This is a genomic window from Winogradskyella echinorum, from assembly GCF_014297365.1.
Taxonomy (GTDB): domain Bacteria; phylum Bacteroidota; class Bacteroidia; order Flavobacteriales; family Flavobacteriaceae; genus Winogradskyella; species Winogradskyella echinorum.
The window spans coordinates 209,994-232,747 of the sequence record NZ_JACOQD010000004.1 but is presented as its reverse complement, the minus strand read 5'-3'; the positions used below and the strand labels follow the sequence as shown (position 1 = coordinate 232,747).

16 protein-coding genes are annotated in these 22,754 nt (G+C 31.3%); 11 read left to right on the top strand and 5 right to left on the bottom strand.

The features are described 5' to 3' along the window. Positions 1-181: 181 nt before the first annotated feature. From H8K90_RS14245 to H8K90_RS14225, 5 genes are all read right to left on the bottom strand, one after another. Positions 182-2,065 carry a putative porin gene (locus tag H8K90_RS14245; protein WP_246457788.1) on the bottom strand — a complete coding sequence of 628 codons (1,884 nt, stop codon included), beginning with the start codon at positions 2,063-2,065 and terminating at the stop codon, positions 182-184. A 308-nt stretch (positions 2,066-2,373) separates the two neighbouring features. Beyond that, positions 2,374-4,353, bottom strand: a complete 1,980-nt coding sequence (locus H8K90_RS14240) for a S8 family serine peptidase (protein ID WP_186846662.1) — start codon at positions 4,351-4,353, stop codon at positions 2,374-2,376. Positions 4,354-4,474: 121 nt separating this feature from the next. Further along, positions 4,475-5,245: a hypothetical protein gene (locus tag H8K90_RS14235; protein ID WP_186846661.1), complete on the bottom strand. Its 771-nt coding sequence runs from the start codon at positions 5,243-5,245 to the stop codon at positions 4,475-4,477. 22 nt (positions 5,246-5,267) lie between these two features. Beyond that, on the bottom strand, positions 5,268-6,755 hold the full coding sequence (locus tag H8K90_RS14230) for a RagB/SusD family nutrient uptake outer membrane protein (RefSeq protein ID WP_186846660.1): 1,488 nt from the start codon (positions 6,753-6,755) through the stop codon (positions 5,268-5,270). 14 nt (positions 6,756-6,769) lie between these two features. After that, complete coding sequence (locus H8K90_RS14225; RefSeq protein WP_186846659.1) at positions 6,770-10,015, bottom strand: SusC/RagA family TonB-linked outer membrane protein; 3,246 nt, start codon at positions 10,013-10,015, stop codon at positions 6,770-6,772. A 214-nt stretch (positions 10,016-10,229) separates the two neighbouring features. Here H8K90_RS14225 and H8K90_RS14220 point away from each other — a divergent pair, with 214 nt between their 5' ends. The 11 genes from H8K90_RS14220 to H8K90_RS14170 all read left to right on the top strand — a co-directional run bounded on the left by H8K90_RS14220 (position 10,230) and on the right by H8K90_RS14170 (position 22,751). Next, entirely contained in the window at positions 10,230-10,832 is a 603-nt protein-coding gene (locus H8K90_RS14220; RefSeq protein ID WP_186846658.1) for a ribonuclease HII, read from the top strand. 31 nt (positions 10,833-10,863) lie between these two features. Continuing rightward, complete coding sequence (locus H8K90_RS14215; RefSeq protein ID WP_186846657.1) at positions 10,864-13,227, top strand: ribonuclease HII; 2,364 nt, start codon at positions 10,864-10,866, stop codon at positions 13,225-13,227. Positions 13,228-13,307: 80 nt separating this feature from the next. Then, complete coding sequence (locus tag H8K90_RS14210) at positions 13,308-14,891, top strand: OmpA family protein (RefSeq protein ID WP_186846656.1); 1,584 nt, start codon at positions 13,308-13,310, stop codon at positions 14,889-14,891. 118 nt (positions 14,892-15,009) lie between these two features. Continuing rightward, on the top strand, positions 15,010-16,059 hold the full coding sequence (locus tag H8K90_RS14205; RefSeq protein WP_186846655.1) for a nucleoid-associated protein: 1,050 nt from the start codon (positions 15,010-15,012) through the stop codon (positions 16,057-16,059). 229 nt (positions 16,060-16,288) lie between these two features. Continuing rightward, entirely contained in the window at positions 16,289-17,377 is a 1,089-nt protein-coding gene (locus tag H8K90_RS14200) for a helix-turn-helix domain-containing protein (protein WP_186846654.1), read from the top strand. Between the two features lie 104 nt (positions 17,378-17,481). Then, on the top strand, positions 17,482-18,378 hold the full coding sequence (locus H8K90_RS14195) for a hypothetical protein (protein ID WP_186846653.1): 897 nt from the start codon (positions 17,482-17,484) through the stop codon (positions 18,376-18,378). A 21-nt stretch (positions 18,379-18,399) separates the two neighbouring features. Next, on the top strand, positions 18,400-18,891 hold the full coding sequence (locus H8K90_RS14190; protein WP_246457785.1) for a hypothetical protein: 492 nt from the start codon (positions 18,400-18,402) through the stop codon (positions 18,889-18,891). 173 nt (positions 18,892-19,064) lie between these two features. Then, on the top strand, positions 19,065-19,664 hold the full coding sequence (locus H8K90_RS14185) for a hypothetical protein (RefSeq protein ID WP_186846652.1): 600 nt from the start codon (positions 19,065-19,067) through the stop codon (positions 19,662-19,664). Positions 19,665-19,803: 139 nt separating this feature from the next. Further along, positions 19,804-20,364, top strand: a complete 561-nt coding sequence (locus H8K90_RS14180) for a porin family protein (RefSeq protein ID WP_186846651.1) — start codon at positions 19,804-19,806, stop codon at positions 20,362-20,364. Between the two features lie 86 nt (positions 20,365-20,450). Then, positions 20,451-21,530 (top strand): serine hydrolase domain-containing protein, encoded by a 1,080-nt coding sequence (locus H8K90_RS14175; RefSeq protein ID WP_186846650.1) that lies wholly within the window; start codon positions 20,451-20,453, stop codon positions 21,528-21,530. Between the two features lie 60 nt (positions 21,531-21,590). Further along, complete coding sequence (locus H8K90_RS14170) at positions 21,591-22,751, top strand: trypsin-like serine protease (RefSeq protein WP_186846649.1); 1,161 nt, start codon at positions 21,591-21,593, stop codon at positions 22,749-22,751. The last annotated feature ends 3 nt before the right edge of the window (positions 22,752-22,754 follow it).

The window sequence follows — 22,754 nt, the reverse complement described above, 5'->3', positions numbered from 1 at the left end:
TCCTTTGACTTTCCTATGCTTAGTAAAGACATACCTTTATTCATTACAAACACCTATTTAAGTACTGGCCTAAATCACTCATATAACTGCACAATACTAAAACTAATCAGCTTAAAAAAAAGTTATAGTAGATGGAACCACACATTTACGTCACAAACGCAAAAGTCAAACTCATTGAAATTTAAAGAAAGAAGTCCCATACTAATCCAAAACGGATTGTAAAATCTCTAAAAGGGTGATTAGGAGCAGAAAAATAATTGTATCCTGTAAACGATGAATTAAAATGTTCTGCTTTAAAAAATATTCTCGTTTGTCTAATTTTTGCATTGACAAAGAAGTCTAATACTGGAAACCCACCTAACTCTTTTTCATTTTGATTATAAAATTCTGCAAGTAATGGGTCATATCCATTCATATTATATTTAGTAAAATAATTTAATGTAATACCTGTTTGCAGAGTCATTGCTTTTTTAAACAGTTGATTGGAATAATATAAAGTGTTACGCGAAATAAAAGCTGGAACATTAAGAACCTTGTTATCACTAACAACATTTTGATACATTATAGTATTATCTAAAGCAAAACTACCTACTCGAATTTCCTTTTGCAATTTAAATCTAAGGTACTGTATGGTATTATTATATTGATTCGGCTTAATTACTTTATAATCATCTACAGTATCTGCAAAATTAAAAAAAGTGTAATTATCGATATTTGATACATCAACTGATGCATTAAAATATTTTTGAGACTCTAAATTAAATCTAACTTGTTGTGTTCTTACATTCTCAAAAACATTAAAATTATTCCAATTATAATTTACATAATCACTTTGATACAATAAATAATTATAGTTTGGTAATTTAGAACTTATACTTAACCCTCCTTTTAAATCAATATCCTCATTTAATTTATAATGTAATGTTGCATCAACGAAACTACCCTTAAATTCATTTGACAAATTAATAGAAGCCTTTGTCTTTAAATTGAAAAGGCCTATGCTTTTTGAGTAATCCCCACTAAGACCAAAGAAACTTGTTTTAATTCTATTAGGAATATATTCATTTGGGAATATAATTACACTATTGTAACCATAATTTACATCCTTATAATTAACCGCCAATTTAAATTGACCAATGATATTATTAAAGTAATTTACTCCTAATTGAGTTTCAAAATTTTCTAAAGTAGTTTTATCTTTTATGATACTTGTAAAAGAATTACCAAAAAAATCATTTGAAGGCGAATCTTGTTTGTATTGATAATATTTATCTTCAAAAGAGATTATATTCGTAATTGAAAGTTCATTCTTACTCAGAGAATCTTTCTTTCTAATAATACTATACGAATGATTAAGAAAAAAGCGTTTACCAACTAATATATTTTCTGCATTATCAAAATTTAGATCGAATACTGAACGATCTAAAAACTCTTCGGTTCCGGTTTCGAAGTTTTCAATATCATCATTGTTTAACCCACCATTTTCTTGATTCAATATATCTTGCATAACTACATTCGCAAAAGCTTTATACTTTCCATTTTTCGATTTATAATTAGTCGTGAAACGAAAATTTCCTGAACTTGTAAGTGCGTTTTGATAATTCCCTAAAGATCTTAGTCCTTTGTAAGCTATTGAAAAATTAAATTGCTTTGATAGGTTTACAGCAAAGGCAGCATCAAGCAACTGTCCTTGTTCGAATGCAGTTTTATATGTAAGTCTGGTCCATGGAGTAGGTACCTCGTAATATTTTACATCTTCATTTTCTAAATAATTGAAATGTCTTGCCCTCGCCCCAAACAATGGAGTTGTAACACTCTCTATTGGATCAAAGCTCAATGTATTATATGTTTGTCCAATATTAGCAAAAGGCATTAAACCAAAATTATCTTTCTGCAAATAATTGAATTTATAATTTTTTTTAATTGATATAGTAGTATCTACAAGTATTGAGTCTTTATCAATGTTAAATTGCAAATACATATCAATAGTTGCCAATTTCTTAAAACCTTTTGACTTTTTAATGGATGAAGAATCATTATTAAATGGATTATCTTTATCAGGCAATCTTGATTTGTTCAACTTTACTTGAGCATCAATATTACTTAGCAAAAAAAATAAAATTATAAATACTATATATTTAGAATGCAACATATATAATTACTAAACTTTTTTTAATTGAATTTTGTTTATCTATCAAAAATAGGTGCCTTTATCCTCCATTGAACTAAAGTTAACAAAATATTAAACATAGAATATTTTTAAATAATTAGAGCGAGAATTTAAAAATACATCTCGCTCTAAATAAAAATTTAATCTAATAATGGTTTTACCTAAATCTATTTTATAGTGTAAAACTATTTATTTGTATAATGTTAGTCTACAATAATTTTATGATTAACAACATTAGTCCCTTCTTTAATGGATAGAATATAAGTTCCTTTCGAATAATCACTTACATTTATTAATTCCTTAATCTCTGGACTTTCACCTTTTATAGTTTTTGCATATACAATTCTACCTTGTAAATCACTTAGTGTTAACGATACATCTTGATTACTTATTGTTTTGTAGTCTACATTCAGAATATTGTTCGATGGATTAGGCCAAATTTTCACATTAGACAAATCAAATTCTTTCGAGCTTAAAACCAAATTATTGCCAGTAATAATTAAAGAAAAATCCTGACTTTGTGGATCAAATGGTAAACCCTCATTACCTTCTAACGTTTCTTTGTGGGTAACAGTAAGAGTGTAATTTCCAGTTTCTGGTGTATCAATGTCAATAATTTCAATATTATCAACCATATTATCCCCTTTAGAATTTGAAAATCCAGTTGAAGGTGAATAATCTAATCTCCATGGCATATACGTTGTTCCATCCTTGGTTATTCTTAGATCTAAATCATTAACTAATCGTGGAGTTGGGTCATTTAATGTTCCATCGGATACGTCACCTGGCATATCAGTCCAACAAATAGTTGCTCGTAATTTATCGCCCGCTTGCGCAGAAAATGTATATGTGTAAGTCTGACCATTATCTAAAGTTAATTCACTTATAATAGAATCACTATTAATATCTTCTGCAATGGTTTCTGCTGAAGCTTTAGCATCTAAAAATCCCCAACCAAATATTGGATCTGGTCCTATAGTAGTTATATCATCTAATGAAGTATGACATACTAATCCTTTTAAAGTAGATGCATTCATATATTCCCCATTTAACTGATTGTAATATTGTTGTAATAAAACTAAAGTACCAGCTGTATTAGGCGCAGCCATCGATGTTCCTGTTGATGTCCCATAACCACTACCAGGTACTGTAGAATATAAATTAGTGCCATCGGCAGCTATATCTGGTTTTACTCTTAAATCATCAGTTGGCCCTTGGCTACTACTATTGTTTATAAACATACTAGTAATCTCATAATTACCACTGAAAATTGGCTGTTCCACTACAGATGGATTAGCGTTAGCGACAACCAAACTGTTTTTTGCATTTTTATCTGTAGTTAATTTATCGTAATTAGCGAACATTCCATTTGGATATGATGTATTTCCAGCATTTCCAGCGGAAGCAACAACTAAATATTTTGGATTACTTCTTATAATATTATCAATATCACGAGCATCTTGTGTATATGCGCCCATAATCCATGAAGCTATTGGGCCTGTTCCATCATTTGGATCTACCGGAATACCATAAGAATGATTTGATATAAAAATAGGGTTTGTAGCATCTGCAGCTGCAGCAACCATTTCTGCCTCATCATTACTCCAATTATACGACTTTACAGTAACATTAGGCGCCATACCAATAGCAGACGGATCTACACCTTTTGCCGCTATTGTACCTGTAACATGCGTTCCATGCGAAGCCGGATCTGAATTACCATCTGCATCTGTTGCATCAACCATAATAATCCTACTAGCAGAACCACCATTATCAGTGAACTCCGGATGCGTTGCTTGGGCTATTCCTCTATCCCACACACCAATAGTCATTCCAGAACCGTCTAAATTTAATCCTAAACTTCCACCTGCTTGCAGATGATTTGTTTTTGTTCCTCTACCAGCATTTCGGTTATCTGTTGATCTGTATAGAGGCTTTCCATCAATTATATCGTATAACTGAATCCATTCATTTTTATTATTCCTTTTTGAATGAACTAAACTCGGATTATTTTTTAAAAACACTTCAACACGACTCTTTCTTTCACTTTCTTGTTTCTCAAATTTTATTAATAAATCGTTATTAGCTTCAGAAAGATTCTTTGTTAAGTTCTGAGAATTTAAAAAATTACATAAACCAAAAATTGTTAAAGTCAGTAAACAAAATCTTGTACTTCTTTTCATATAAAATTTTTTTATTGCAATATAATGATATCTGAGAATATCAATATGCTTGGATAAAGTAAATTTAAAAAAAAAGCCATCTTGAATATCAAGATGGCTTAAAATATAACTTATGTAATATTTAGTTAACAGTAAAGGTATCTGAAGCAAAAGATGATTCATTTCCTGGACTTGCTGAAGGACCAACTACAGCAGCAGCAACTTCAACACCGTTAATAGTAACACTAAAACCAATATAAGCTGTTTCTGCTTCATTGATTACACCATCACCATAAGAATCATACATTACTACACCATAATCACCAGCTGATAAACAAAATTCATTAATAATTGATGAAAAATCATCATCTGGATTAATGTAAGGTCCACCAGATGCAATTAAAGTTGAACCACCTGTTAAACTATATAGTTCCCAAGTTGTTTCATCCGGCCAATTATCTGTATTCACAGTCAACCTTGCAACTGTCTCTGTACATAATTCTGCAATGTCTAATACTAAGTTGTCACCAAAATTAATTCCAGATTCATTTTGTAAATCTAAAACTAACGTTTTAGCTGAAAACGAAAGATCATCATTATCAGTTAACGTTAAAGGTATAGTTCCAACATTTGAGTTTGCAGGTATTGTTACAGTAGTTGCTCCTAAAACGTAATTATCTGCAGATAAAGTTGAACTAGGATCTACCATTACAGTAAATGTTCTAGCTGAACCTGTTCTATTACCTGTATAAACAACGATTTCTTCATTTACTGTAGCATTATTTTCTATTCTAATACTACGATCTGCTTCCAGGGTTACATAATTTGTACTTCCACTAGGAAGATCTTCTTCACAATTGTAAGCAAATGTCACCAAAACACCTACAAATATATAATTTAAAATTTTCTTCATGAGATAAGTCTTGTTTTAATTATTATTGATTTTGCTCGTTGATAAAGATATTATCTTGTATCTCTTGCTCTGGGATCTCAAATGTTAAACGCTCATCATCATAAGACATTGGTACACCTTGAAAAGATAAGTGATTTGACCCTCTATTTACTGTACCTTGATTTCTCTTAAGTGCTAAGTAAGATTTACCTTCTGCCCATAATTCAATACGAGTTTGTAAATAGATTTCATCTTGTAGAGCTGTACCAGAAAGACCATCTAAGTAAGATGTATCAGGAACACGCTGAGACATTAAAGTTCTTAACATTTCACGTGCAGGACCATCTTGTCCAGATTTAGCTAATGCTTCAGCATTTAATAAAATCATTTCTGCTTGACGCATATATACATAATCATTTACCATTGGTCCACTACCAGCTGGTTGTCTAGCAGGATCGTAAAATTTATCTAATGGCATTAAGTATAATGAACCAGCAGTTGTATAAAACTGAGCTTTACGCGCATCGTCTGCAGGAATAGCATTATATAAACCTTCATCAATAGATTTAGAATCACCAAAAGCTGGGTAACTGTAAGAGAAATAATCCATCTGTCCCCACCAAGAAACTAGACCTAAACCAATATCAAGAGTAATATCAACACCCCAAAACCATCCTGGTGTTGCTACATTATTAAAACCACCTGTAATTTCCTCAGCACTCATTAAAGTTGCACCATTTGTAGCCATTACTTCAGCTGTAAGTGCAGCTACTTCAGGCCATGCATTTCGCTTAGATGCTAATACATAAGCTAAAATCGCTTGCGCCACTGGCTTATTAACCTGTGTTTTAGTTGGTCTATTATAACCATCTAACAGATCAATTGCAATGTTTAAATCATTCTCAATAAATGCATATACCTCTGCAGTTGTAGACTTTGGTTGTCCAGTTGCAGTTGTCTCATCATAGATTGGTAAGATTTCTGCATCTGGGTAATAGTCTCTAGACATATATTGAGTTAAGTAAAACATAGAATGAGCTCTCATTGCTAATGCTTGACCTAAGATATATCTACTTTCTTCTACCACTGGTTGAGCATTAGTACCACCTAAAGTACCAATTACAATATTAGCATTTTTTACAACTCTGTAATAATGTCTCCATACTTGGTAGTTATCTGTATAAGTAAAATCTTGGGTACATTGTAGTTCAGTAATACTAGCTCTATACCATCCATAAGTACTTAAAGATAGTGCTAAATCACCAGATAACATATCTGCAAAGATATCATATCCTTTATGACCGAAGTCATCGTGACCAGTTGTACCTCCTGTACCTGTTGTAAAAGTAGTTGTATAAACTCCATCCATTGTACCTGCAACAATCTCAGGATTAACTGATGCTGCATCTGCAAGCTGATCTAATGTAATTAGACCACCCTGAGGTTCTGTGTTTATAAAATCTTTCTCACAGCTAAATGTCAGTGACATCACAGCTGATAACATTAAAAATTTAAATACATTTTTTTTCATATCGCTTTTTTTTATTAAAATTTCAATTTAACTCCCATAGTGAAAGTCGTTAATGGAGCGTAAGTTGCTCTACCACTACTACCCGACTCACTAAGTGAGGCATTAAATCCTGTTCTAGCTGTTTTTACAAATAAATTGTCACCAGATATATATAAGTTAACTAGATCTAAACCTGTTTTATCTAAAAACTTAGAAGATAAAGTATAACCTAATAAAATATTATTTAACGCTAAATAGTCCTTTTTAATTAAGAATCTTGTTGATTGAGCTCTAACGTTAGGTATTACTCTATCTGCAATTCTAGGAACACTAGTAATATCTCCAGGCTCTCTCCATCTATCTCTAATATCTACGTGTCTGTTTGTACCTGAAATACCACTGTTATTATCATGAATTAACTCAGCATATTGAGCATCATACGCATATCCACCTAAAGAATAAGTAAATTGAGTTGATAAATTCCAATTTTTGTAACGTGCAGATAAACGGAAGGCACCAGCTAAATCAGGAATACCAGATTTACCATCATTAAACCTTTCTGTAGCATCTGCATAAGTTTTAGTTACCGTCTTTTCTACATTAGCATCAGGGTTAGCATCTAAATAATCAGTCATACTCTGAATAGCTGTATCACCAGAATCAAAAATACCATCACCATTAACATCATCATAATATTGGTTCCACATTGGGTATCCATCAGCAGGATCTACACCAGCATACTCACGAATATAGAAGTCATATATTGACCCTCCTTGCGTATAAGCATAGTTTCCTTGTCTATCTATGATTTTTGGTTCACCTGTTGCAGGTTCGATAGGCATTGTTCTAATTTCATTATCATACATAGAACCATTAATACTAAGGTCTAAAGTAAAATCATCTTTTCTAATAATATGACCTGTTAAATCAAATTCTAAACCAAAGTTTCTTAAAACACCATCGTTAACTGTAATTACAGCTACACCAGTTGAAGGTGGGTTTCTACGTGGAAAAATTAAGTTTTCAGTATCCTTAATAAAATAATCAACAGAACCGTCTAACCAATTTCCTAAACCAAATTCAACACCTACTTGATATTGTACTGCCTCTTCCCAAGTTAATTCTGGGTTTTCAAAAGTATTAGGCGCAATTGCTATACTTCCACCTAAGTTAGATGCTGTAAAAGTATCAATACCAGTATAGAATCCTACACCGTTTTCATCACCTGTAATACCATAAGAACCTTTAAGCTTTAAATAAGTAAATAAGTTACTATCTGATAAAAAGTCTTCATTTGAAATAACCCAAGCAGCACCTATAGAACCAAATGTTCCGTATTTATCGTTAGCAAATCTAGAAGATCCATCACGACGGATTGAACCAGTTAAAAAGTACTTATCGTCAAAATCATAATTAACTTGAGCAAAATAAGACTCTAAAGTTCTTCCTTGACTGAAACCAGTAGATGGATTTGCATCAACAATATAGTTGTTTAATTCATAAATACCTGGTACAACCGCTTTACTTTTACTTCCTGTTACTTGCGACTGATCAAAATCATTACTTTCATGAGCTGCTAAAACCTCTAAAGAATGTCTTCCAAAATCATTTCTATAACGTAATAATTGTAAAAAATTCATTGTCAATGTCTCTGTATTTCTCTGGAAGAAAGTACCACCACTTGGCGCAGCACCACCATAAAATTGGTTAGATGCACTTTTAAAAATATTATTTGAGTACTGAGCACCAAATGTAGTTTCAAAAGTTAAGTTCTTAGCAACATTTACTGTTGCATTAAAACTAGCGTTAACCTCATGTCTATCTGTACCAACAAAATCATATAATGCAGATGCAATTGGGTTAAGACCATCAGAAGCTGCTCTAGCTCTAGGAGCAAAACCATTATTAATAGCAGATATAGAACCATAATCATATTGGAAACCACCAAAAATTGGATCTTCTACTAATTCTTGATTATCATCTCTTAAGAAAACACCATATATAGGTGGCATTTTATCCGCAAATTCAAAAAGGTTTTCTGCACCATTTGTTTGTCCATTTGCTAAAGTCTCAGAATAAGTATAACCTAAGTTAGTACCAAGCTTTAACCAAGGCTTAACCTTAGCATTTAAATTTAATCTTGTTGTATATCTCTTGTAACCAGAGTTGATAATATAACCTGAATCATCTAAGAAACCTAAAGAAACAAAATATTTTACATCTTCGTTACCACCACCCATTCTAAGGTTAGCTTCTGTTCTGTAAGCTGGGTTAAACGATTCTTCTTGATAATTCTTCGGTGTATACTTTCTAGTAACTCCAGGTCTTACTTGTCCAGTTGCTGGATCAATTAATTCAGCTCCATTGGCAACATTCCACATGTTGTACACTGGATTGATGAGAGTTGTAAATAATGTATTATTCACAGTCCCAATAGGATCAGCATTACCAGTTAATATCTCACGATTGACATTAGCTTCCCATACGTATCCAATAAATTCTTCTGGATTAGTAATTACATCATATCTATCTATTAACTGTGTGTTAATACCAGTTCTTACATCTACTTCAATATAAGATTCTGTTGCAGAACCACCTTTAGTTGTTATTAAGATAACACCATTAGCACCTCTAGAACCATAAATAGCGGTTGCAGTTGCATCCTTAAGAATTGTTGTAGATTTAATATCTGAAGGGTTGATAGCATTTAAACTACCAGAGTAAGGAACACCATCTACAACGTATAAAGGAGCTCTGTTACCATTAACAGATCCAAAACCTCTAATTCTAATAGTAGAAGTAGAACCTGGTTGACCAGATGTATTAATTACTGTTACACCAGCAGCCTCACCTGCAAGTGACTGAGAAACGTTTGAGAAGTTTTTCGTTTCAATATTCTCAGATTTTACTACCGTAGCTGTACCAGCATAGGATTTTTTAGTTGTGGTACCGTAACCTACAATTACCACTTCATCAAGAGTACTATCGTCTTTTAAAGCGACGTCGTAAGTATTAGCTGCTCCTACAGTAACTTCTGTCGTTTGCATACCTACATAAGATATCACTAAAACATCTCCTTGATTGACTTGAATAGTATACTTACCATCAAAATCTGTTTGTTGACCTTTATTGGTCCCCTTTACAAGTACGCTAGCACCAGGAAGGGGTAAACCATCTGAAGCTGTTGTAACTGTACCTGTGACAGTTTTCTCTTGTGCAAAAGAAAATTGCATCACGAACGCCATAAAAAGCGTTAATAACCATGTTAACTTTAATTTCATAAAACAATTATTTGAGTTAGTCTAGTTGCAAACATCTTAATTAAATATTAAATAAGCAAGTGTTTTTGCCAAAAAAATGTTAATGGTTTTGCGAATCTGTCAACAATAACATTAAATCATTTTTTCAATGTTTTAAACATATAACTCAATACTTAGATGTAAAAACTGTAAAAGGGTTGCGTTAAAATTTTAACTTTGTTCAAATTTTAACATTTTGACTCTTAAAACTAAGTTTTCTTCTTTTGAATTGGAATGCGGTACAGATGAGGCTGGTAGAGGCTGTTTGGCTGGCCCAGTTACTGCTGCAGCTGTAATACTCCCGTTATCTTTTAATAATGATTTATTGAATGACTCAAAACAACTATCAGAAAAAAATAGAAATATTTTAAAACCTATAATCGAAACTGAATCCCTTACGTTTGCAGTTCATCATATTCTAGAACTAGAAATTGATTCTATCAATATTTTAAATGCTTCAATAAAGGCCATGCACCATTCTATTGAAAAGCTCCATATTTCACCAGAATATATTATTGTTGACGGAAATAAGTTTAAACCATTTCAGGAGATTCCCTATAAAACCATAGTTAAAGGAGATAGTAAATACCTAAGTATTGCTGCCGCCTCAATTTTAGCAAAAACATATAGAGATGAGTATATGGAAAAAATTCATAAAGAATTTCCAATGTACAACTGGAAACAAAATAAAGGGTATCCAACAAAAGAACACAGAGCTGCAATTGAAAAATATGGTATTACGAAGTATCATAGAAAATCATTTAGATTATTACCAGAGCAATACCGATTAGATATATAACTTTATATATTTGTAGTATAAATATATTTTAATGAAGAAATTCGGATTTTTAATAGTGCTACTGTTTTTTCTACTAGCCTGTCAAAAAGATTATAACAAAACCAAATACGCTTATCAATATACACCTAATGATGCATCTGCTATTATTAAGATAAATGAACTTAACGACTTTATCAATAGTATAGACAACCACAATATACTTTCTAACATATATAATAAAGAATTACAAAAAGCTTCAGAGGTCTTAAAACTCCTCAATACAACGAAACAGGTATATGTGAGTTTTACGGATAATAAGTCCGATTATATAATTCTCACCGAAAATGATTCTACTCTATTTGTAATTGATTCTATCCCTAACCGAATATCTGAAACTTTAGTAGATTTTAAAATTGAAAAAACACAAATTGATACGACAACAGTTTACCACAAAATAATTGGAAATGTTTTCGCAGGATCAAATAATTTAGAACTTTTAAAATCCTTAAATTCTAAAAATGAAAATGCTGAATTAAAAAACCTTATAGAAACTACAGACGATAAGTCGGTTGCTTCTGTTGTTTTTAAATCTGATGCAAAAAACTACTCACAACTGTTATTTACTAATATTAATAAGCAAGACAGCACCGCTAATTATACTGTTTTAGATTTTAGATATACTGAAAATAGTCTTCATTATAATGGTATTCTTAAATCGCAAGATTCCATTTCTAATAACCTTGATAACTTTAAGCATACCATTCCTCAAAAAACACATTCGCCTGAGCTGGCACCATATAACACATCTTCACTATTGAGTATATCTTATGATGATTTTTTAACTTTTAATAATAACTTAAATCAAATTAACCAACAAGCCACTGATAGTATTCAAACTTTTCTCAATTTCACGAATGAAATAGCTCTGATTGATGAAGCTGTAATATTACATTCATTAGACACAAATCTTATTTTAGAATCTATTGAAGCTAAGTCTAGCGCAGAAACATTTAGAGAAATTGAAATTTATGAATTCGGCGATGTTGATTTTTTTAAATCTCGTCTTAAACCATTTATATCCTTTAGTGAAACTAAATATTTTTCGATCTATGAGAATTTCATTGTGTTTTCTAATTCTATTGATAGAATTAAAACAATACTAACTAATGCCTTAAATAATAACACCTTAGCTAATTCCGAAGCCTTTACTAGTATTAGTGAAAATCTTAGCGATGAAGCTTCGATGTTTATTTTTAAAAATTCTGAAGGTTTATCAGAAGTTTTAAATAAAGAAATTAAAGGATATAATGCTAATGCGGTTCAGTATATATATGAAGATAGTTACGCTCATGTCAATGGCATTATTCAAAAGTTCAAAAAAAGAGCGGCTTCAAATAGCATAACTGAAGCTTTCAACACAAACGTTGAATCAGAGATTATCTCAGCACCTCAAACCCTTAAAAACCATATAACCAATGCTCATGATATAGCGGTACAAGATGTAAACAATGTACTTTATCTCATTTCTAATTCTGGCTCTGTTTTATGGAAAAAACAGTTGAAAGGAAAAATTCTAGGGAAAATTGAACAAATGGATATGTATAAAAATGGTAGATTACAACTGGTTTTTGCTACTTCAAATCATATTTATGTTTTAGATCGTAATGGTAACGATGTCTCCCCTTTTCCTAAAAATTTTAAAGACGACATAACACAACCACTCTCTGTTTTTGATTACGACAAACGAAAAGACTACAGGCTATTAGTTACGCAAGGTAAGAATCTTATAATGTATAATGCAAAAGGAGAATTAGTAACAGGTTTTAATTATAAAAATAATAGTTCAACTATTGACACACAACCAAAGCATTTTAGAATTGGGAGTAAAGATTATTTAACTTTTGCCACTGGTGAAAATTTACAAATTCTAAACCGACAAGGAAACATTAGAGTCAATGTAAAAGGCAAGATTCAATTCTCTGAAAACGACATCTATTTATACCAAAACAAGTTTACAACAACCAACATACTGGGTCAACTTATACAGGTTGATACAAAAGGGAATTTGAGTACAAAAAACTTAATGCTAACAGACAAACATCGTTTAGAAACAACAAGTAAAACTTTAGTTTCTATGACAGAAAATAAATTAAATATAAAATCTAGAACCATAGATTTAGATTATGGTGAATACACCGCACCAAGTGTATTTTATTTAAACGATAAAATCTATGTTACTACAACAGATCTCCAATCTAAAAAAGTGTATCTTTTTGACAGCCAAGCTAAGAGTATTCCAAATTTCCCAATTTTTGGAACTTCTGCGGCAGAATTACAAAAATTAGATACAGAAAAAGGTTTAGAGCTCATTACACAAAGTGATAGTAAAAATATTGTAGTTTATAAACTACATTAAATCTTAAAACTAATCTAAATTCATTTTTTAATATCGATAGTTATTATTAATTTTAGACCGCTATTAATCAATTATTTAAAATGAGATCATCATCTATTATAAAGCAACTTTTTACAACAACTTTCCTATTTCTGTTCTTAGCTTCTAATTTAAATGCTCAAACTAAAAAAATAAAACGTCCTAAGAGCAGTGTAGGCATATCTAGTGTTGATAGTTTTGTAAAAGAATCTTTTGATTTATATGACAAAGTCTACAAATATGATGGCTATGCTGCAGCTGGTACTCCTTTAGAAGATGAAGATTTAGATGTACTAGAAGAAGCCTTAGCAGAAGTATCAGCGCTAAGTGAAAGTGCGCCAGATATATTAAACGATTTAGATGGTGCAGGTGTTTTTAAACAAAGTAAAGCAACGCTTCAAATTAATCGTGCAAAAAAAGCATTATCTTACAGTATTAAAACGGCTAAAAAATTACTACTAGGATCTAAAGTAGAAGGAGAAGATAAAGACGATGAAGACAACTCCAATTCTGATAGTAATGAAGATTCTAAACCCGTCTCAAATAAAGATGATAATGACAGTTCAGATGACCATAAAGACATTCAAAATGAAACCAGTAAAGACAAACCTTCAAATATTTCTGATGGTTTAGAAGTATATAGCAAATACGATTTTGTACCTGGTGATAAACTGATCTTTTTTGATGATTTTTCTAATGACTTTATTGGTGATTTTCCGGCCAAATGGAATACAAATGGCTCAGGAGAAGTCGTTACTCTAAACAAATTACCAGGACGCTGGTTTGAGCTAAAACAAGGTTACAGCACTTACGTAATTCCAAACTTGCCAAGAGAGCTTCCAGAGAACTACACAATTGAATTTGACCTAGTGGCATTAGGTATTAATGAGAACACATCTAGTTCTGCTTTCTTAGAAGTTAGATTAGACGACAATAATGAGTTTAGTACTGGTCTCGATTTTGCTAAAGTAGAAATTCCCTTTGTTCAGTTTGTAGTTTCTACATTTCGTGTTAGAAATAGAATCGATGGAAATAATACCATTACTAACAATGTAAAAGCAGATGTAAGAAAATCAGTACTTAACAAACCACATATTTCTATAGCTGTTAATAAAGAACGGTTTAGGGTATGGGTCAATGAAAAGAAATGTGTTGATATTCCTAAAATGATTGGTGCAGATTCCCCTTTAAAGGCAATAAAATTTCATCTTAATGGTTTTAAAGAAGAAGGTATAGAACGTTTATTTATGTCTAACTTAAAAGTTTCTGAAGGTGGTGAAGATTTAAGACGAAAACTAATGAACGAAGGCAAGATATCTACCAATGGTATTTTGTTCGATTCTGGTTCAGCAAACATACAACCACAATCATTGGGTGTTATTCGTCAAATCTCGCAAGTTTTAATGCAAGATGAAACGATTAAATTAAACATTATAGGACATACTGATGCCGATGGAACTGATGATGCAAATTTAAAATTATCTAAAGCCAGAGCAGAAGCTGTAAAAGAGGTTTTAATCTCAATTTACAAAGTTTCTAAAGACAGATTAACCACAGACGGAAAAGGTGAAAGTCAACCCGTTGGAGACAATAAAACAACAGACGGAAAAGCACAAAACAGACGTGTAGAATTCGTAAAAATATAACGATAACCAAATCTAAGTCCTCAAGTCAAGAAACGCCAAAGTAAATTTGGCGTTTCTTTAGTTTTAAGCCTATGATTTTGTAGTATTGTAAACTCAAAATTTTGATATTTTTAGAAGTATGATAAAACGACAAAAAGCCTCAATAAAAAGCTGTATAATACATAAAGTTGGTAACAAATTTAACGGCACAAAAAATGCCTTTTCTGATGCTGCCGTTCATTTTGACGAGGCCACTTACAACCTTATGCTACCTTATTTATTAAAACCGTTTGTTAGTGTGGCTGAAAGTTACCGTTTTCATCATCATAGCGATATAGGCCTTAATGAAATTAACACTTATAGCGAACAGATATTTAAAGATGAAGCAGACTTTGTAGAAGTCTCAAAACATATAGTTACACACCTATTTGAACAAAGTAATTCTGCGCAAATAAAAACAGGAGATGTACTAATTTGTCATTTTGAAAATGTACAATACGAAGACTATTTTACTGATGCTTTTGGTATCTACAAGATTGAAAATAAGACAGAATTTTTTCAGACGTATTTAGAGTCTGGAAATTATGATATTTTAGTACAAAAAGGTATTCAAGCCAAAAAAGTAGATAAAGGCTGTTTAATCCTTAATACCTCTGATTTGGAAGGTAAAATTGTATTTAGCGTGGATAATAATACCTACGATACACAATATTGGATTAAGAGCTTCCTAAACATTAGATATCCAGACGATAGTAACCAACATACTAAGAACTGTATTGAGTTATGTAGAGAATTCTCCAAAGAGGTCTTACAACCTAATTTTGGAGGTCAAGCTCAAAGTAATTTCTTAGCAAATACTGTTGACTTTTTTAAAGAAAATGAAATTGTAAATATTGAAACATTTAAAGAAGAAGTCTTCGATGAAGAAGACCATATTCAATTGTTTGAAGATTACAAAAAAAGCTACGAAACTGAAAACAAAGTACTGATCCGCAATCAGTTTGATGTCTCCGAAATTGCTCTAAAAAAGCAGAAGCAAAAAATTAAAACCGAAATAAAACTAGATACCAACATACAGATAAAACTCGATGTGGATGCACCAGATGCTTCCGCAGAATATCTAGAACGCGGTTACGATGAGGAGAAAAAAATGCACTTTTACAAAGTGTTTTTTAACGATGAGAGCTAATCTCAATTTTCGAAATTTTTCAACAAAATTCATCTATTATCTTACAACTATTTTCAATTTAATTTATCAGTAAAAAACACTTCAAACAGGTTCGCTTATTCTTAAAATAACATAAATTATATAGAATATTATAATTTACTTAACTTAGCTATATACCATACATCATATATATTAGCACATATATAATAGTTAGACTACTAATCATTTAACTTTCTTTATACAACAAAGAATGAATCAAACTATATTAGACTTTGTAATGATTGCCAGTGTAATTATAGGGTACTTTGTCAGTATCTCACTAATTACAACGTCTTTTTATAAGAGTCGTGCTAATAACTATCTGGCACTATCATTATTCTCAATGGCTAGTTTAACCTTAATAGAATGGCTTAGCATTAACGTGTCTAGTGTTATTGTAGAAATTTTGCTCCTTTTTAGGTTAGACTTTTTATTTGCTGCAGCTTTATTTACCTATTTTATAATTCAAATTAAGCATCCACTTCTAAAAAATAAGTGGTACAAATGGATATACCTTCCATTTATTGGCTCTGTTATTCTTGAGTTTTCATTGTATTTGCTGGACTTGTATGGTACAATCTATGATGTTTTGGTCTTTTACCTAAAAGATATTGCATCTATTAGCTTCAATATATTTTTGATTTTTTGGAGTAGAAAACTATTACGAAATTCAACTTCAATATCAGAGAACAAAAGACATTGGTTGTTACGATTAAACTTATTTGTTATATGCCTTATCATAATCTTGATACTCAATAGAGTAGAACTTCACTTGTTAGATTCATTATATTCAGCATATGTACTATGGATATTTATGTCTTTATTCTTATGGTGGATATTATATTATGGCGTATTTAGGTTGCAAGTCATAGACCAAAAAGAAGAAATACATAACTATTTAGTTTCAAAAAAGTCAGCTGATACTCCGATAAAAAAGAAAATAAGGAGCTCTACTACGTCTAAAATTATTACTCAACTCTATAAGTTAATGGAAGACGAAGAATTATATAAGGACCCGCTTTTAAGTAGATTAGATTTAGCAACACGATTAGATACAAGTGAAGGCTATTTATCTCAAATTATAAATCAGGAAATAAATAAGAGCATTATTCAATTTGTAAATGAATATCGTATTGAAGAAGCTAAAAATCTATTGCAAGATCCTGTGTTTAATAAATATTCTATTGAAGCTATTGGCATGGAAGCTGGGTTTAAATCTAAGAGTGCTTTTTATAATACTTTTAATATGAGTTTAAATATGTCACCAGGAGCTTATAGAAAACTTCAAAAAACGTCCTGATTCGTCTGATTCCACTGTTTTAGCACATCTACAATAAAAATTGTACTCTTTTATCTTTTTGGTAACTATACTTTTGCCCGGTATAAATCAAAAAACGAAAATCAATGAAAAGAGTATCACAAAAGATGATAAGTATTAATTATTATCGTCCAATTTTAAAACTAGTTTTAATAGTATTTTTCACAATCTCAGCATTCTCATGCTCTGATGATGGAGATCCACCTATAACCTTTAACGAAATTCCGCAAGAAATTAAGGACTTAATTTATTTTAATGGAGATGAAAAAGCTTCTAACGTGGTGATAACTGTACCAGGTGGTCCTAGTACAGAACTCGCCTCGGAATTAGTGGATTACTTTTCCGCAAATTTTAATACTACAGATATCTTAAATATAACTGTACACCAAGCTCAGACATTAGACCCTAACATAATAGAAGGCAATGAAATTACGTTGGACCAAGCTGTTAATTTTAATGCTGAAAGCATAGAAACACTACATCACGTTGTTAAGTATTTTAAAGATGAAGGAAGAACGGTTTACATTGCAGCGTTTTCATTTGGTTCATTTGTAACACAAGAGTTAATTGCAAAAAAAGGAATAGATGTGGCTGATGAATACCTAATTATATCAGGTAGACTAGACATTAACGATGTTATGTGGCAAGGTCTAGCAGATGGCAAAAATGCATATTTTGAAAACGGTGTTACTCCAATAGTAGAAGCAGAACAATTTGAGCAAATTTTTCGGAGAAATGAAGCTAGACTATTTGCTGGGTTAGGAATGAATAGATATACAGAGCAATTTAACACTATAGAAAGCTTATCTAACCTAACATACATTTATGGTGAAACAGATGAGGCAGTCGGTAGTCTTACAAACGAAGAGGTTACATTTTTACAATCTAAAAATGCTAATATACTTTCTGGAGCTGGCGGACATGACGAACCTTTTGAGGGCTTTATGGAACAAGGTTTTAGTGAAGCTTTTGGTATAGAATAATTATAATTAAAACTTAAATAAATGACAAAGATCATATTAGCATTAATGGCAGTATTTATAGTATTTGTAACAAATACTTTTGCGCAAGAAAACATAAAACAAAAAGAAACATTAAAACCAGAATTTGAAGTAAAAGTGATTACAAGCGTAGAATCTATTATATCAGATGGCTTAGGTAGATCGCGTTTAATTTCAGCAAATGATAAAAGAGATTATAAAAAATTTACGTCCACTCAAACTGAAGATGATAACTCAAGAAATAAATCTAAAAGAAAAGATATTAGAGTAAAGGATTTTGAAGAAACAAAATTATTAAACTTTTATAATGTTGCTGGCATACGTTTCCAAAATATAGCAGCAAATGATGCCGTAATTTCCTCAAAATTAACGACGATGATTTGTGAAGGTTGGGATTTAATATTTGTAACAAGTGCTGTAGAAAGTGATTCAGGTGAAAAAGACGGAAATGGTATTTTTATTACACGCTATATATTTAAAAGAAAATTGATTTAAAAACCCTTAATATTAACTTTAGATAATAGGTAGCGGTTTTATTGCTAAAAATAGAGATAATTATTCGTGATAATCTTTATAAATAGTAATAAAGCCGCTACTTTTTTATTCAAAAAGGTGAATGTATTAATCAAAAAAAGGGTACCCACAATTATTTATTAAAATTAGGATCTATGAAGAAAATCGAACCAAAGTATTTCTTGCTTTTAGTTCTGTTATTATTAAAAATAGAACTTATTAATGCACAGGATACATATATAGAAGCAGGTGTAGGAATTGGAAATGTTTTCGGAAATAAAAATGCTCGTGGAAAAGGCGAATTACATTTTAACATTATAAAATTTTATCAATTTGGACAAATAGGGTTAGACATCTCTACGGGCGGAAATTTTATCCCAGGCATAACAAGTATAGAAGATGAAAATATTGAAACTCTATCGTCAAATGACTTTAAATTTACCACTATTACAGCGCTATACAGATTACCTATAAAAAAACACCTGTTTGTTGAATCAAGGCTTGGATATTCGTCATTATTTTCCTTTGTGCATACGGATGATACAACCAAAATAAGTCAACCAAATTTCACCGCTGGAATTGGTATTGGTAGACACATCAATAATTTCACCTTATCCTTAAGATATCAATACCTCGGAGTTACTCCCAATTACGAAGGCTCCAGAAATATGACTATAGTCAAATCAAATTCCGAGTCTTTTGGATTGTTATTGTTCAGAATATCGTATCGATTCGATCTTAAAAATTTATTTTAAATGGAATGCATATAAAAGGAGTTAATAAAAGTCCTGATTCGTGTAATTCTGATGTATCAGTACGTCTTCAATAATGAAATTAACTTTTCGTTTTGTTTTGAAAATTACGTTTGCACTCTTAAATCAAAAAACACAAATTATGAAAAAATTATTTTTAGTAACTGTTATTGCAGTTTTAGGATTATCTAACATCAACGCTCAAGACATTAAATTTGGAGTCAAAGCAGGTTTAAACTTTGCTTCTATTACTGGTGACAATGCCAAAGATCTGGACCCTATAACAAGTTTTAATTTCGGAGTTATGTCAGAAATTAAGCTATCAGACAAATTCTCTTTACAACCCGAATTAATATATTCTGGGCAAGGAGCTGATACAAACGTTGCATCTGAGGGTAGCATTAATCTAAACTATTTAAATCTTCCATTAATTGGAAAGTACTATGTTACAGAAAGATTTAGTCTAGAAGCTGGCCCACAAATCGGTTATTTACTATCCACAAAAGGAGGCACTTTAGATTATAAAGAGTTATTAAAACAAATAGATTATGGTCTGAATTTTGGAGTTGGCTACAAACTCGATAATGGCCTCAATTTTACAGCACGTTATAATCTAGGTCTCTCTGATATTAATGATGTAGATGGTTTTACAGACAAAAATAGTAATGGAGTCTTTCAATTATCTGTTGGCTTCTTTTTCTAAAATTCAAGAATATAAAAACCCGAGCTAATCAGCTTGGGTTTTTATTTTTTACTTAAACATTAATAGCAATCAAAAAACATAAAATCATGAAAAAAACAAATAAAATCTTATTACTTCTAACAATGTCATTATCATTAATAAATCTTAGTTGTTCTACTAGTGATGATGCGGTAAAAATTGATGATTTTTTTGACCTTGATACAGAACTTATAGCAAGAGACTTTTCGGGTGTTGTTTTAGTCGCTCAAAATGACAATATCCTATTTAATAAAGCATATGGAAGAAAAAACAATCAAGAAAATGGATTTAATGATATCAATACTGTTTTTGATATGGGCTCTATTACAAAACAATTTACTGCAGCTGGAATTTTAAAATTAGAGATGCAAAATGAGCTTACAGTTAATGATAGTTTATCAAAATACTTTGACGCTGTTCCTAACGACAAAAAAAATATAACCATTCATCAATTACTCACACATTCTTCTGGTTTAGTAGTTGGAATTGGTGGAGATTATGAAACTATTACTGAGGAAGCGTTTTTAGATCAAGTTTTTGATAGCGAATTAATTAGCCCAGTTGGAGAAAGATTTAATTATTCTAATATAGGCTATAGCTTACTTGGTTTAATCATAGAAAAAGTAAGTGGAATGGATTATGAGAGCTTTTTAAATTTAGAGATTTTCGAACCTTCAAACATGCACCATACTGGTTATATAATTCCAGATTGGGAAACTAATGAAGTTGCCAACGGTTATTTAAATGGAGTTGAAAATAATAAACCAAATGAAGAAAATTGGAGTGACAATGGTCCATATCTCAACCTTAAAGGAAATGGAGGTATTCTAACACGAGCGAACGATTTATTACTCTGGAGCCAATCCATAATGAATAATACGGTACTAGATGAAGCAACTACATCTAAATATCTCTATCCTCATTTTGAACCTACAAATATATATGATAGCTATGGATATGGCTGGGGAATTGAAAATAATGATTCAGAGAATAAATTAGTGTTACATGGAGGCACTACTGATTTTTTTGCATCAGATATGTGGATCTACCCAAACAAGGGAATTACAATAATCGTACTCAGTAATGAATTTAAAGAATCTGTTTACACAATTGCAGGAGCGATATCAAACTTTTTACTCGCAAAGTAAAAGTATTACCAACAACAATATTTACACATAGTAATAAAATTAAAAAATTTTAAAATAAAAATGAAAAAAGCAAACGCAATGGTATTACTGCTAATACTATCATTACTATTAGTAAGCTTTAGTCATACAAATAGTAACGAACACGACTCAATGATAACTCGACACGACAAAGATGAAGCCGAGTTTATCAAACTTGCAGAGCAATTCGAAAAATACATGTGCCATCTAAATTTACCAGATTGTGAGGCGACTATAATAGCCGATCAATGGGTAATAACAGCAGCGCATTGTGCAGTATTAATTAAGGATAAATTTGAAGCTGGACGAAAACATTTCGTCATCATTAATGATACTGAAATAGAAGTTGACAAGGTGATCATGTATAAGCAATGGGAAAATATCGAAGAATACACTTCCATGGAACCATTAAATGATATCGCATTAGTACATCTAAAGACAAAACCTAAAGATGCAATGCAAGCAAAATTGTATATGGAAAACGATGAAGTAGATAAACTTATCTATATGGTTGGTAGAGGAGATAAAGGTGATGGATTAATTGGAGTAAACGGCAACGACGGCAAGCAAAGAGGTGCTACTAATAGGATAGAAACAGCTACCGAAAGATGGTTAACATGGACCTTTAATCATCCAGATACGAAAACAAAATATCTTACAGAGTATGAAGGCATTAGTGGTCCTGGTGATAGCGGAGGACCCGCTTTTATTGTTAAGGATGACATTGTTTATATAGCAGGTATTAGCTCGTGGCAAGACACAAAAGATGGACCAGAAGGCTTATATGGTGTTGTAGAAAATTACACCAGAGTATCACAATTCATTAAATGGATTAATGATGAAATGTCAGGAACTAGTGATACCAGAGAAGACATATTAAGGATTGAAGTAAAACCCGATGCTACCATCTATAAACCAAAAGCCATAGCTATAAATGCAAGTACTTTAAAACAATATGTTGGTGAATATGATATGCAAGGAAGAACCATAAAAATTTATACAAAAGAGAATGATACAAACCTCTTTTTTTTCTTGGATGGATTTCCAGAATTCACATTTATTCCAACTAAAGAGCATCATTTTTCCTCAAAAACAATAGAAGGTTTTTTATTAGATTTTAAGAATCAAGAAAATGGTGTTTTTAAACAATTATTTATTACACAACCTGAACCAGACGGAATCTTAAAAGCGATTCGTAAATAAAAA